14 protein-coding genes are annotated in these 14239 nt (G+C 36.3%); 8 read left to right on the top strand and 6 right to left on the bottom strand.

The window, feature by feature from the left end; all coding sequences use genetic code 11:
- The first annotated feature begins 179 nt into the window (after positions 1–179).
- Positions 180–1127, top strand: coding sequence for an iron-hydroxamate ABC transporter substrate-binding protein (locus B9N79_RS22745; RefSeq protein WP_040059923.1), 948 nt, complete (start codon positions 180–182; stop codon positions 1125–1127).
- 281 nt (positions 1128–1408) lie between these two features.
- Positions 1409–3025 (top strand): glutamate/serine transporter AimA, encoded by a 1617-nt coding sequence (locus B9N79_RS22740; protein ID WP_040059896.1) that lies wholly within the window; start codon positions 1409–1411, stop codon positions 3023–3025.
- A gap of 110 nt (positions 3026–3135) precedes the next feature.
- Here the strand turns inward: B9N79_RS22740 and B9N79_RS22735 are convergent, their stop codons facing one another.
- On the bottom strand, positions 3136–3699 hold the full coding sequence (locus tag B9N79_RS22735) for a DUF6434 domain-containing protein (protein ID WP_040059897.1): 564 nt from the start codon (positions 3697–3699) through the stop codon (positions 3136–3138).
- Between the two features lie 129 nt (positions 3700–3828).
- Here B9N79_RS22735 and B9N79_RS22730 point away from each other — a divergent pair, with 129 nt between their 5' ends.
- Positions 3829–4731: a dienelactone hydrolase family protein gene (locus B9N79_RS22730; RefSeq protein WP_040059898.1), complete on the top strand. Its 903-nt coding sequence runs from the start codon at positions 3829–3831 to the stop codon at positions 4729–4731.
- A 35-nt stretch (positions 4732–4766) separates the two neighbouring features.
- Here B9N79_RS22730 and B9N79_RS22725 read toward each other — a convergent pair whose 3' ends face one another.
- Positions 4767–5948: a pyridoxal phosphate-dependent aminotransferase gene (locus B9N79_RS22725; RefSeq protein ID WP_040059925.1), complete on the bottom strand. Its 1182-nt coding sequence runs from the start codon at positions 5946–5948 to the stop codon at positions 4767–4769.
- 527 nt (positions 5949–6475) lie between these two features.
- Here B9N79_RS22725 and B9N79_RS22720 point away from each other — a divergent pair.
- Complete coding sequence (locus B9N79_RS22720; RefSeq protein WP_019395563.1) at positions 6476–7096, top strand: MarC family protein; 621 nt, start codon at positions 6476–6478, stop codon at positions 7094–7096.
- Positions 7097–7301: 205 nt separating this feature from the next.
- Here B9N79_RS22720 and B9N79_RS26810 read toward each other — a convergent pair whose 3' ends face one another.
- Positions 7302–7433, bottom strand: coding sequence for a hypothetical protein (locus B9N79_RS26810; RefSeq protein WP_272541786.1), 132 nt, complete (start codon positions 7431–7433; stop codon positions 7302–7304).
- A 487-nt stretch (positions 7434–7920) separates the two neighbouring features.
- On the opposite strand from B9N79_RS26810, the gene cyoE reads away from it, so the two are divergent.
- Together cyoE and B9N79_RS22705 are read left to right on the top strand one after the other, a co-directional pair.
- Entirely contained in the window at positions 7921–8838 is a 918-nt protein-coding gene (gene cyoE / locus B9N79_RS22710) for a heme o synthase (protein WP_094041318.1), read from the top strand.
- Between the two features lie 111 nt (positions 8839–8949).
- On the top strand, positions 8950–9789 hold the full coding sequence (locus tag B9N79_RS22705) for a manganese catalase (RefSeq protein WP_019395565.1): 840 nt from the start codon (positions 8950–8952) through the stop codon (positions 9787–9789).
- 351 nt (positions 9790–10140) lie between these two features.
- Here B9N79_RS22705 and B9N79_RS26625 read toward each other — a convergent pair whose 3' ends face one another.
- From B9N79_RS26625 to B9N79_RS22690, 3 genes are all read right to left on the bottom strand, one after another.
- Positions 10141–10377 carry a hypothetical protein gene (locus tag B9N79_RS26625; RefSeq protein ID WP_048896671.1) on the bottom strand — a complete coding sequence of 79 codons (237 nt, stop codon included), beginning with the start codon at positions 10375–10377 and terminating at the stop codon, positions 10141–10143.
- Positions 10374–10838 carry a MarR family transcriptional regulator gene (locus B9N79_RS22695; protein WP_046218265.1) on the bottom strand — a complete coding sequence of 155 codons (465 nt, stop codon included), beginning with the start codon at positions 10836–10838 and terminating at the stop codon, positions 10374–10376. Before B9N79_RS22695 ends, B9N79_RS26625 begins: the two co-directional genes overlap by 4 nt.
- 195 nt (positions 10839–11033) lie before the next feature.
- Complete coding sequence (locus B9N79_RS22690) at positions 11034–11645, bottom strand: GntR family transcriptional regulator (RefSeq protein ID WP_019395568.1); 612 nt, start codon at positions 11643–11645, stop codon at positions 11034–11036.
- A gap of 243 nt (positions 11646–11888) precedes the next feature.
- Between B9N79_RS22690 and garR the strand changes: the two genes are divergently transcribed.
- Both garR and B9N79_RS22680 read left to right on the top strand, forming a co-directional pair.
- Positions 11889–12803 (top strand): 2-hydroxy-3-oxopropionate reductase, encoded by a 915-nt coding sequence (gene garR / locus B9N79_RS22685; protein ID WP_048896670.1) that lies wholly within the window; start codon positions 11889–11891, stop codon positions 12801–12803.
- Positions 12784–14223 (top strand): four-carbon acid sugar kinase family protein, encoded by a 1440-nt coding sequence (locus tag B9N79_RS22680; RefSeq protein WP_048896669.1) that lies wholly within the window; start codon positions 12784–12786, stop codon positions 14221–14223. The genes garR and B9N79_RS22680 overlap by 20 nt, the downstream gene beginning before the upstream one ends.
- Positions 14224–14239: the final 16 nt, after the last annotated feature.

Below are 14239 nucleotides of genomic sequence, written 5' to 3'. Positions count from 1 at the left end.
AGTGAAACGCTCTCATTTCTCAATCTTTCCTCTCCCTCTAAACTCTCTTATTTTAAGTCTAATTTCACCCTTTTTAGAGAAAAGAATGATAGTTTTTCTTGTAATTGACAATGATAATTGTTATCATTTATATCGAATATGAGAGATGTATACTAGGAGGAAGAACCGTGATTAAGAAAATGAAACTGTTTGCATTACTTACTGGTCTTGTTGTTTTTTCACTTGCCCTTGCTGCCTGTGGGAACAATGAGGAGAAATCCTCATCTAAATCAGAAGACTCTGCAAAGGAACGTACTGTTACAGATGCAATGGGGCATGAAGTAACGATTCCAGAAAATCCAAAACGCGTCCTTGCTTCATATTTAGAAGATAACCTTGTGGCCCTTGGAGTTACACCTGTTGCCCAATGGTCAGTAAAAGACGGAAAAAGTACGCAAGAATACTTATCAAGTAGTTTAAAAGATGTTCCAACTATCCCAAGTGAACTGCCTCTTGAAGCGGTAGCAAGCTACAAGCCTGATTTAATTATTCTGGATTCTCCAGACTTAGCTGAGGGTGGAAAATACGAGCAGTATGCTAAGATTGCTCCAACTTACGTAATTGGAACAGAACAAAATAATGATTGGCGCAAAGAACTTACAACAGTTGGTGAACTACTAAATAAGAGTGATGAAGCTAAGAAAGCTTTAAAAGAATATGATCAAAAAGTAAAAGAAGCTAAGAGTGAACTTGAAGAGAAGGCTTCAGATGAATCAGCAGCTGCTCTTTGGCTTGTTGGCGGCAAGTTCTTTATGGTAAGTGATAATTTATCAAGTGGTGCTGTTATATATGGAGACTTAGGTATTAAGGAACCAAACGTTGTTAAGGAAGTATCAAGTAAAGGTGATGCAAACTGGCTTCCTGTTTCTCTTGAGAAACTAGCACAGCTTGACGCAGATCACATTTTCCTTATTAACAGTGATAAAGAATCAGGATCAAAAGCATTAGAAGATCCTTTATGGAAAAACATCCCTGCTGTTAAAAACGGCAATGTTCACGAATATGGACAAGATGCTAGTTGGCTTTATACAGGGACAATTGCAAATAAGCAAATCGTTGATAACGTTGTAAAAGATATGACAAAATAAGAAAAGCCTGGTGATTATTTATCACCAGGCTTTTTTCATCCTTCTATTTTTTACCCTAAAGCATCTCATCCTCTCATTTAAAATTTCAAATCCCCCCTTTTATACCTGATATCCTAGCCAATGTGAAAACCTATCAATAAATACAGGAGATAAAAAAAGATGATATAATAGTGAAAACCTAGCGAAAAGGTCGTGATATCCCACATCTATGATCTTCTACTCACCAAGATTTAGCTTTTTTTGCATTTAATTTTCTAACGATATTGAAAGGTGCTAATTTTATGAACAATTTAAATCGCAATATGGGTACTTTTTCGCTTATCATGGTTGGGATCGGCTCAATCATTGGTTCAGGCTGGCTTTTCGGAGCTTGGAGAGCTGCTCAAATAGCTGGTCCAGCCGCTATTTTCTCATGGATTATTGGTATGATTGTTATTGGTATGATTGCTCTTTCTTATAGTGAACTTGGCGCAATGTTTCCAGAGGCTGGGGGAATGGTCAAATATACACAATACTCACATGGCTCTTTCCTAGGATTTATCGCTGCTTGGGCAAACTGGATTGCTATTGTTTCTGTTATTCCTGTTGAAGCAGTTGCTTCAGTTCAATATATGAGTTCATGGCCTTGGGAATGGGCGCAGTGGACAAGCGCTCTAGTAAAGGAGGGAACACTTACAGGTAAAGGATTACTTGTTGCAACAGCCCTTTTACTTGTTTACTTCTTCCTAAACTATTGGACAGTGAGTTTGTTCTCGAAAGCAAACTCGCTTATTACCGTTTTCAAAATTATAATCCCAGGATTAACAATTGGCGCTCTGTTGTTTGTTGGCTTTAATAGTGGAAATTTCACAGCAGGAGACAGCATTGCACCTAGTGGATGGGCTAGCGTTCTAACAGCTGTTGCAACATCTGGAATTGTATTTGCTTTTAATGGTTTCCAAAGCCCTATTAATATGGCTGGTGAAGCTAAAAATCCAGGTAGATCTATTCCAATTGCTGTTATTAGCTCTATCTTAATTGCTACTGTAATTTATGTACTTCTTCAAGTAGCCTTTATCGGCGCTGTTGATCCTGCAGCAATTGTAAACGGATGGAGTCACTTGAACTTCAATTCACCGTTTGCTGACTTAGCAATTGCATTGGGAATTAACTGGCTTGTTATTGTACTGTATGCCGATGCTTTTGTGTCTCCTTCAGGTACAGGAATTACGTATACAGCAACAACAGCTCGTATGCTTTATGGAATGGAAAAGAACAAATACTTGCCAAGCTTCATCGGTAGGCTACACCCCCTTTATGGGATTCCTCGTCAAGCCATGTTTGTAAACTTAGGCGTATCTTTAATTTTCTTATTCTTATTCAGAGGATGGGGAGTGTTAGCTGAAATTATCTCAGTTGCAACCCTTATTTCATATTTGACAGGTCCAATTACTGTTATGACGTTGCGAAAAATCGGTAAAGATTTATACCGTCCGCTTCGTTTAAAAGGATTAAGCATTATTGCACCACTTGGTTTCATTTTTGCTTCCCTAACTCTTTACTGGGCGCGTTGGCCGTTAACAGGACAAGTTTTGTTTATTATCTTAATCGGATTTCCAATTTATTTTTATTATCAAGCCAAAAATAATTGGAAAGATTTTAAGAAGAATTTCAAAGCTGGAGCTTGGATGGTTGTTTATCTTCTCTCAATGGTAGTCATCTCTTGGCTGGGAAGCGAGAAGTTTGGAGGACTAAATATTATTAAGTACGGATGGGACATGCTTCTAATCACTGTACTTTCTCTTTTCTTCTACGCTTGGGCACTTAAGAGCGGTATTGAAAGTGAATCTTTAGATGAAGGGCGCAAAGTGAATGACGCCTTACGTGCAGCTCAAAAAGAGCGTGCAAATGAAAAATAAACAGATAGTTCATCTTATTGATTATTATACTATTGAACTTTTAAGAGATTCGTTTTCTTCTTACCTTCTTTTCTCTCTTAGAGAAAAGAAGGGTTTTTATTAGGTTAAGACTATTCCTCTCCTCTATATTTGTTATCACCAGGAAGACTTTTAATATGCTTCCAAGCTAAGATAGCGTCTTCCCTACCCTTACCCTTATTCTTGGGATCGGCAAAATAATCTCGAATAAACTGATTGTACTGAAACTGAGATCCAAGCTTTGGTCGATAAGTTGGATCTTTTTTACGCTTCTCCTCTTTCACCCAAGCTTCTATCACCTCCCGATATGTCTTTCCTACGTTATTTTTGAAGTAATTTTGTATGTAAGTAGAAAAGTGAAAATTCGGAATGTGAAGCTTAAAAAAGGCCCTCACTTTTTGACTACACCTGTGATGTTTCGTAATGACCGTTTCAAGACATAACTCTTCACCTAATGAATGTACTGTTCTTCTCTTTGCTGGCCTTACGATTCTCCCTTCCCCCAGAAATATTCCTATACGCTCTATTATCTCGTCTTTCGATCCTGATGTACTTAATCCATTATCACGGCAAAATGACTGCAGTTCTTTTTTAAGCCAGTAGAAGTTTCTAAATTTATGTTCTGATAAACCTTTTATTAAGGGCGGCCTTTCCATGCTATCTCTCCTCTCTATTTACCATAACAGAACAAATGTTCCCTTATGTCAATTTTAATATAGAAAATTCACCTTTTCAAATCTATAATTTGTCTTATATACTACACTTTTCTTAAAAGGAGGGAACACATGAAAATCACAAAAGAGAAACAAAAACTTTGGGAGCTCCTTGGTGACCTGCCTGAAAAAAGTAAAATCTCTGTCACAACCCTTTTTGAGCGAGAGATGGAAACCTACCTTGTAGAGGAAATTTTACTATCTCTAAATGGCAGAGAAAACGTTCCTGCTTATTTCGTTAAACCAAAAAACAAAGCCAAGAAAAGACCAACTGTGCTTTTTAATCATTCACATGGCGGCCTGTACCACATGGGAAAGAAAGAACTCCTGAAAAGTAGCCCCTATTTATATGAAGAAGCATTTGCCAAAACATTAACAAACTTAGACTACAATGTGCTTTGCCTTGATATGTGGGGTTTTGGGGAAAGAGCAGGAAAAGCTCAAACAGAGATTTTTAAGGAGATGCTTTGGAATGGTGAAGTTTTATGGGGAATGATGATCTATGACAGCATAAGAGGAATTGACTACTTATTCGAACGAGACGATGTTGATTCTACTCGCATTGCAACAATGGGCATGTCAATGGGTGGATTAATGGCATGGTGGGTTGCTGCTTTAGATGAGCGTATTTCAGTTTGTATAGATATTACAGCACAAGTAGAGGCTAGAACACTAGTAAAACAGAGACGGCTTGATTCCCATGGCTTCTACTCCTATGTTCCTAGCCTTCTTAAACATTTTGAAACAGCCGAGATTCAATCTTTCATTGCGCCTCGACCACACCTAAGTCTTGTAGGAGAACATGACCTGTTAACTCCTTATGATGGACTTTCTATTATTGACGAAGAATTAAAAAGAATTTATAAAGAGAGGGGACTAGCTCATCATTGGAAAATGAGCCGTTATCCCTGTGGGCACATTGAGACAGCTGGAATGCGTGCTGAAGCTTATGACTTTTTAAAGACGTATTTGTAACAAAACAAAAGCAGCCTAATATAAGGCTGCTTCCGTTAAGCAAAGTCTTTATAAAGAGCAATAAAGGCCTCTCTTGAACGTTCAATCTGGTCAAGAGATACACTAAACGATAATCGGAAATACCCTTTTACTCCGAATCCGCTGCTTGGGACAACTAAGATTTTATATTTTTCAGCTGCATGCTGACAAAATGCTACTTCATCTTCAATTGGTGATTTGGGAAAAACGAAGAAACCACCTTTTGGCATCATAAAGTCAAAGCCTGCTTCTTGTAGAATATCTACAATTAAATCACGACGTTTTTTATAGTCGCTTGCATCTACTTTTAAGTTATCCATGCTTGCAATTGCCCGCTGCATTAAGACTGGAGCATTTACAAAACCAAGTGTACGGTTGCAGTATACAAATGCAGCAGTAAGAAGGTCCACATCAGGTGTATTGCTATCTAAAACAAGATAACCTAAACGTTCACCAGCAATTCCTAAATCTTTACTGAAAGAGCTGGCTAAAATGATGTTATGATATGCTTTAAATGGATCTGCAAGCTCTTCGTCATAAATAAGCTGGCTATAAGGCTCGTCAAATAAAACGTAAATGCTTTGACTGTTTTCTTTTTCACACGACTTTAAAAGCTCACCTAGCTCATTAACATTTTCTTGTGTAAGAGCCGTTCCTGTTGGGTTATGCGGAGTATTTAAAATAAGTCCTTTTGTTTTTGGAGTAATGGCTTTTTTAACAGCTTCAATATCAATCTCAAATTTTTCTGTTAATGGACAGCTAACTACCTTTCCACCGTTGTTTTCAATGTATGCTTTGTACTCGGCAAAATAAGGAGCAAGAACAATGACTTCTTCACCTTCATTTAAAATACTTCGTAAGGCCACATTTAAAGCTCCTCCTGCTCCCACAGTCATCACAATGTGCTTTGAGGAGAAGTTACCAGAGAAACGTGAACTGATAAACTCGGCTACTTTTTCCCTTGCTTCTACAAGCCCTTGGTTTGGTATGTATCCGTGTCCTCCTTTTTTCACTTCTTCACGCAGCGCTTCTGTGAATGATTTTGGTGGTTCAACAACTGGATTACCTAATGAGAAATCAAAAACTTGATCTTCTCCAAACTCTTTCTTTAAACGGTTTCCCTCATCAAAAAGCTTACGAATCCATGAGGAGTTTTCTAGATTTGCCACAATTCGTTTTGATAAATCTGCCACTCTAATCTTTCCCTTCTGCTTAAAATCTTTCTTACTTAAAAATATCTTAAATTTCCTTTTTCCACAACAGAACCTGTATCTTTTCCATAAAGTTAAATGAAAATTTAGTCTACTATTTACTCTATTAATTATTGGGTAGTCCTCAAAGAAATACTTTAAGCAGGTATTTTTATTTATATTTATTCTATTTAAAGTTTTTTAAAAGGAATAAATATAAACAAAAGGAACTACGATACATTACTTGTTATATTTAACAATAATATACCTATATTAATAAAAGCGATTACATTCCTTTGATAAACACTCTATAATTTCAATAATAAAAGTTAATAATTTTCACAAAATAATTATATTCTAAAAATAGATCTTTAGACCTGTCGTTTTTGGTTACTAAAGACCCTTATAATCTTCTGAGGATTAAAAGTATAGGAAGGAAATATATCATTTAAGATTTATAAGCCTACTCTATCGATTAATAGCGAGACAGAATGGGTACGTTAATAAATATTAAATTAGGAAAGGAGCTGCCCACTTTGTTTACTCTTATTCTAAAGTTAACCATTTCCTTTTTTGCCGTTATGAATCCATTAGGGAACATGCCTATCTTTATCTCACTTACAAACGGCTATTCTCTCGAAGAAAAGCATCACAATGCACGTAAAGCTGCTATTATTTCTTTCATCATCCTTACTGTATTTTTACTTCTTGGAAACTTCATTTTTTCAATGTTCGGCATCACAATCCATGCATTCCGTATCGCGGGAGGCATTTTGATTTTTGGAATTGCTTACAACCTTCTTCATGCTAAAACTTCTAATGCTCAAAGCCCTCACCAAACAGAACAAAGAGAAGCTGAAGCTAAAAATGATATCTCAATCACCCCTCTTGCTCTGCCCATTATGGCTGGTCCGGGGACAATTGCAACTGTAATGTCCCAGACTTCACACTCACTCAAACAAATGGCAAGTGTCTTTATTAGCTACACACTAATTCTAGCTGTTACATTCTTCTTATTTTATTATTCTTCATCCATTATCAAAAAACTTGGACAAAATGGCGTCAATGTGATTTCAAGGCTCATGGGGCTTATTCTGGCTGTGATGGCTATTCAAATGATTGCAGAAGGAATTAAAGGACTTTTTCCTTCTCTTTAAAAATAGAACATTTATGATCTATTTCTTGAAATTCACTTAAATTTCAAGTGTATAAAATGAAATTTTCCTTTGGACAAATCCTCAAAATAAAGGAAACAAACTTTCTATTGTCAAAGTAATATATATAATCTATTCCCCCCATAGCAATAAAAAAGAGAAGCAGCCGGGAACTGTTTCTCCTTCTTTTTTATTTTACTTGAAGCTCTCAGCTATCATATCTTCCAACCGCTCTTTCTGAGCCTGAAGCTCTTCTACCGATGGCTGATAAGAGAGCTGCTGACTGCCACCAAATGAATTCTTTGGCTGAACGAGATGCTGTAATTACCCGCCATTTCACTCGTAAAAACGGTATCCTACAGCTCCAACAATAGTGCCTGATACAAAAGCCATTAGAAAATCAAAGGTATTTATATGTCTATTCCTCCTTAATTTTATATATAAATTCATATTATAAAGAAAAATATATGAATGTCCGTCCAACTTATACCTTATATTGTCTATTTTTTCTTTTAATATTTTCTCATGTTTTACATTACTTCCAGCATACTATGAATAAGGAATTTTTTTACGGTTATAATTGAGAATAGATTGAGAAAGTGGACAAATTAGCACAATTTTATAGAAAGCGTTTTTATAAGCTATATAAGCGCTTTTTTCGCCCTTTTTTCCAACTCCTTTTCTTGACAATATTTGAATATAACATTAATATACCCGAGTAGTCTATAAAAATTTTTCAGCAAAAAACAGGGCTGTTTTTTTAGCTATTAGAACAATACAAGCACTATTTTTAGGTTACTTACTATTATAAAAAGGAGCGAGGAAATATGATAGCAAGGGAAGAAAATCTCGTTACAACAGAACAACGAACTTCTTGGACGATCCTAAAGCAGACAGTGAAAACTGGAATTATTAAATCAAATTTAATTACAATGCTTGCTGGACTTACATTAGCTCTCTCTACGTACAATCTCACGCTAATTGATAAGTTACCGGAGCTTTTGTTTGCTTTGATAGGATCTATCTTTGTTATGGGTGCTGCGGGGGCTTTAAATAACCTCTATGACCGCGATATTGACTCTTTAATGAAACGTACTCAAGATAGACCCACTGTAACAGGTGAAATTAAGACAAGTACAGTATTATGGCTCGGCATTTCTTTAGCTGTACTTGGATTAATAGCTTTAGCTTTAGCAACACCAATGGCTGCTCTTTTCGGCTTTCTTGGACTGTTTTTCTATCTTGTACCTTATACAATGTGGAGCAAACGCAGAACAATTTACAACACAGAGATCGGTAGTATTTCAGGCGCAACTCCTCCATTAATTGGTTGGGCTGCAATTAGTCAGGATGTAACAAATCCAGCTATTATTGGACTTTTTGTAATCACACTTATTTGGCAAATGCCTCACTTCTACGCCATTGCGATACGTAAACATGATGACTATAAAGCAGCAAATGTTCCAATGCTTCCAGTTGTAAAAGGATTCAAAAGAACATATGTACAAACAAACGTATATCTTATTGTTCTTATAGCTACAAGCTTTCTCTTCCTGCCACTAAGCTTAGGGCTTACAATTGTCTCTCTCATTTTAGGACTTTTATGGCTAGGACTAAGCTTGTTTGGTTATAAGAAAATGAATGGAGAAAAATGGGCAACATCAATGTTTATTTTCTCTCTTGTTCACATGACATTGTTGTTCTCAACAGTTATTGTTTACTCATTAATTGGGATGTTTGTCTAATACATCTTCTCACATTATATATATATGTTTTCTAACAAGTAAGCATTTCTTTATCCCCCTATGAATAAGTTACATATGTGACTATTCATAGGAAGATAAGGAGGAGCTTACTTGTTTTTTCATACAAAGGAACTTCAATATCGTGCAAAACCAGAGCGCCCAGACCCACTTTTTGCAAAACAGCTTCAAGAAGTTTTAGGAGGACAATTTGGTGAGATTTCCGTTGCCCTTCAGTATTTGTTTCAAGGCTGGAGCGTACGAGGAGATGGAAAATATAAAGACTTACTTATGGATACAGGAGCAGAAGAGCTTGCACACATTGAGATGCTCGCAACAATGATTGCTCGCCTACTTGATGGGGCACCTGTTGGAGATCTTGAGGACGCTGCTAAAGATCCTGTACTTGGCGCTATCCTTGGTGGAATGAATCCCCAACATGCAATTGTTTCAGGATTAGGTGCGATGCCTGCTGATAGCCTTGGAAACAGATGGCATGCTGGCTATATTATCGCAAGCGGCAACCTACTTGCAGATTTTCGTGCTAACTTAAATGCAGAATCACAAGGACGTCTTCAAGTTGTAAGGCTTTATGAAGCCACAAATGATCGCGGTGTAAAAGATATGCTTTCATGGCTTATCGCTCGCGACACAATGCATCAAAATCAATGGATTGCAGCAATTAAAGAGCTGGAAGCAAAAGAAAACGTTGTTGTTCCAAGTACATTTCCTCGTCAACTCGAAAAACGTGAAGTATCTCATGTTCTATTTAACTTCTCTGAAGGAGATAAAAGTGCAACAGGAAGATGGGCTAGCGGACCAAGCATGGATGGGGAAGGAACTTTTCAATATGTACAAAACCCTCAAGCATATGGTGGTAAACCAAAACTTAAACCGGCCCCTTCTTATATTCATAACACCCCTCCTAAAGATTTACGACCAAATACTATGTAAATATAAAAAGCGTGGAAAACACTCCTGTCCTCCACGCTTTTTTACTTTCCTATTGAGCACTCCTTAAATAGAGTAGTATAAACATTTATATACAATAACATTCTGAACATTTTGTCAAGTCACTTAATAACCTTTTATTAAATTAAAAAACCAGCATATTTAATAATGCTGGTTTACCTATTTACAACTTGTTTATACTCCCAATATCTCCAAATTCTTCTTTATTTTTTAATGGACATGTTAATTCATGACACCTTACAATCTTTCCGTCAATTAGTGTAAAGATAGCAATAACTTCTACCTTTCCTGTTTCACCCGTTCTCTTCTCTATGTTAACGTCGTATCTTAATGTTACAGCTCCTTCTTCCTCATCATATAAAAAGTGATAAAAGATGATTGAGAAAGAGATTTTACAATGTTTTTTAACGTAAGTAAGTGGTTTAAAAACTCGTTTAAGTTGGACTGTACTCCGTCTGTTACTTGGATATAATCTGGTGAGAAATACTGAGAAACTTTATTAACATTTAAATCTAATAAGACGTCTTTATACATGTTCGACAAAAACGTATATACTTCATTTTTATTCATTTTCTATTCTCCTCACTAATTGTTTCTGTCCACCTTTTTAAGAACGTTGTAATCACTGTAAGCTCTTCTTTATTGAATTCCTCAAACAAATCATAATATCTTTGTTCTGCCTTCATATGTAGCTCTTCATGTAAAAGAGCTAGCTTTTTTCCTTCATCTGTTAAACAGTAATAAACAGACTTCCGGTCGCCTTCTTTATGCTCTCGAACAATCATCTTTTTCTCTAATAAAAGTTTTACCGCTTTTGTAACTGCAGGTTTTGTAATATGTAGATTTCTAGAGAGAAAGGTGTTGTTTGCTTCTGTTGGATAATCTGAAATAAGCGCTAAAATATGCAGCTGAGTGAGCGTCCATTTCCCTTTTAATTCATCTATTCCAGTTGAAGACTTCGCTGCTTTCTCTTTCTGAATAGTAAACTGTTCAATGGCTTTTAATGCTTCTTGTTTTTGTGTAGAATTCATTGCTTTCCCCCTAAAAATGTTAACTGGTTAATATTTTTTGGTTTACTGGTTAACTTTAATGAAGTCAATTTTAATATAAAAAACCAACTCCTTATTGGAGGTTTATCCCTTTGTGTGATATTACCTGTGATTATATTATTGGTATTCCTTCTAAGAAAAAAAGACGCCTACTGTAAAAGTAGACGTCTTTTCCCTCTAGTTATGAAGCAAATGAAGACAAAAATCTAAGTCTTTTTGCAAATGACTCCTCATCAGTTCTGCTGCTTTATCCATTTCTCGATTCCTAATTGCTTGATAAATCTCTTCATGTTCTTCAATAAGGAACGGTCTATCATAAGAAACAACTGTTCGGCGAAAAAGATAGATAATCGACTGCATCCGATCAATTGTATCAATTAGTACCTCATTTCCACTTTTTTGAACAATAATTTGATGGAAACGTTCATTTGCTTCCATAATTTCTTCATATGAACCGTTCTTTCCTGTCTCTACGCATTGAAGCAAAGCATCTAGGTCTTCTTGTGAAGCATATATTGCTGCACTTTTAGCTGCATGACTCTCCAGGAGCATGCGTACCTGGAAAATATCACGTAAGTTCTTTTCCGTCGGTTTTAGAACTTTCTTCTTCACAATAAGCCCTTCATATTCTAATCTTCTAATGGATTCTCGAATGGGAGTACGGCTAAATCCTAAATCATTAGCCAGTTTTTCTTCGGTGATCTTTGTACCACTCGCTAATTCCCCACTCAATATCTTATCTCGAATAAGTTCATATGATTGATGATTTGCTTTCTTCTTTTCATTCATCAATATTAATCCACCTTTTGTTTATAAGAAATTCCCTTCACTCATGAAATAGCTAGTTTCCTTAATCATACCAAAAATAAAGCAAAAGACAATCATATCCCCCGCTTTAACATCAAAAATGAGTACAAAATAAAAATTAATGTATACATTTTTAATTAAATTGTATACAAAAATAAAATTTTATGATTAAATAGTTATTGAAAACGGATACAACAAAATGAACTAAGTTCGGAGGTTGTTAAAATGAAAAAGCAAGTTGGATTTATCGGTTTAGGCATCATGGGAAAGCCGATGGCACTTAACTTATTAAAAGCAGGGCAAACAGTTATTGCCTACGATATAAATAAAGAAGCAGTACAAGAAGTTGTGAGCTTAGGCGGAGTAGATGCTACATCTCTTGAGGAAGTAGCAAAGCAAAGTGATGTCATTATTACAATGCTTCCAAGCGCCAAGCATGTTAAAGAAGTTGTGCTTGGGGAAGATGGACTTATTCATTACGCAAAAGCAGGAACAATTATAATTGATATGAGCTCTCTATCTCCTGTAGACAGTATTGAAATTGCGACAGCTCTTGAGCAGAAAGAGCTGGCTATGCTTGATGCCCCTGTTAGTGGTGGAGAACCAAAAGCAATTGATGGAACACTTTCTATTATGGTCGGTGGAAAGCCCGAGCATTTTGAAAGCGTTAAATCTATTTTTGATACGCTAGGTGAAAATACGATCCTGGTTGGAGGCAATGGAAGCGGTGCTACAGCAAAGCTTGCCAATCAGATTATCGTAAACTTGAACATTGCTGCTATGTCTGAAGCACTTGTGCTAGCTACAAAAGCAGGAATTGACGTTAAAAAAATGTATGAAGCCATTCGCGGAGGGCTTGCAGGAAGCACTGTTCTGGACGCTAAAGTTCCGCTTATTTTAGAACGAAATTTCGTACCAGGTGGACGAATTGATATCAATATGAAAGACATTACAAATGTAATGGATACTGCTCATAGTATTGGTGTCCCTCTCCCACTTACAAGTCAGCTTCTTGAAATTTTCCATGCCTTAACAGTAGATGGAAAGTCAAGAGATGATCATGGAGGCATTGTTCAGTATTATGAAAAGCTAGCAAATGTAGAAGTGGGAGGGAAAAACGTTGAAAGTACAAAACTCTAAACAATTAAGAGAAGTAAAATCTACTTTAGACAATATCCCATCTCTTGAAACATCTAAAATACAAAAACAGCTTCAAGACGAGCTTTTAACATTAAACAAGAAAATCATCGTCCTTGATGATGATCCAACAGGTGTTCAAACCGTAAACAATATTTCTGTGTACACAGATTGGTCAGTAGAAAGCATTAAAAAAGGGTTTTCGGAAAAAAACAGCATGTTTTTTATCCTTACAAATTCACGGGCTTTTTCCGCTTCTAAAACAGAGGAGGAACATCAAAAGATTGCTGAACATATTGCAACAGTTGCAAAGGAGTTAAATAAGGAATTCATTATTGTAAGCCGTGGTGATTCAACCCTTCGAGGTCATTACCCACTTGAAACTGAAGTATTAAAAGAAACCGTGGAAAACAAAACAAACCTGATGTTTGATGGTGAAGTTATTTTCCCTTTCTTTAAAGAAGGCGGCCGCTACACTATCGATAATATTCACTATGTTCAAGATGGAGAAACTCTTGTACCTGCTGGTGAAACTGAATTTGCCAAAGACCGCACATTTGGTTATAAAAGCTCTCATCTAGGAGAGTGGATTGAAGAAAAAACAGAGGGCAGGTTTACAGCAGAAAACGCAACGTATTTAACATTAGAACATATTCGAGCATTGGACATTGACTATCTTACAGAACAGCTCCTCAAAGTAAAAGACTTCAATAAAGTTATTGTAAATGCTGTAGATTATGTTGATGTAATGGTCGTAACGATTGCCCTTATTAGAGCTATGAAAAACGGCAAAAATTATATGTTCCGCACTGCTGCTGCCATTACAAAAATTATTGGTGGAGTAGCTGACCGTGGTTTACTAACAAAAAGTGAACTTGTTGAATCATCTGAACATGGTGGCCTTATTTTAATCGGTTCTCATGTACAAAAAACAACTCAGCAACTTGAGCAGTTAAAACAATGTGAGTTCATCGACTTCATCCAATTTGATACACATCTTGTCTTACATCCTGAAAAATTTAAAAAAGAACGAGACCGTGTTTTATATCAATGTGAACAGCTCATTGCTGATGGAAAGACAGTAGCTGTTTATACACGAAGAGAACGACTTGATCTTGGCGAGAACAAAAAAGAAGAGGAGCTTGAGCTTTCTGTTAAGATTTCAGAAGCTGTCACAAGCATTGTCAAACTCTTGAAAGTAAAGCCTCGATTTATCATTGCTAAAGGTGGAATAACGTCTAGTGACATTGGAGTTAATGGTCTTTCTGTACAGCGTGCTACTGTTGCAGGTCAAATTAAACCAGGTATCCCTGTTTGGTTAACAGGTGAAGAAAGTAAATTCCCGCACATGGCTTATATTATCTTCCCTGGAAATGTTGGAGAAGTTTCTACATTAAGAGAAGTTGTCGAAATGCTTTCATAATGATAAAAGGCATCTA

It is taken from the genome of Priestia filamentosa, assembly GCF_900177535.1.
Taxonomy (GTDB): domain Bacteria; phylum Bacillota; class Bacilli; order Bacillales; family Bacillaceae_H; genus Bacillus_I; species Bacillus_I filamentosa.
Note: the sequence above shows the minus strand (reverse complement) of the source record. Positions and strands in the feature narration are given on the sequence as shown.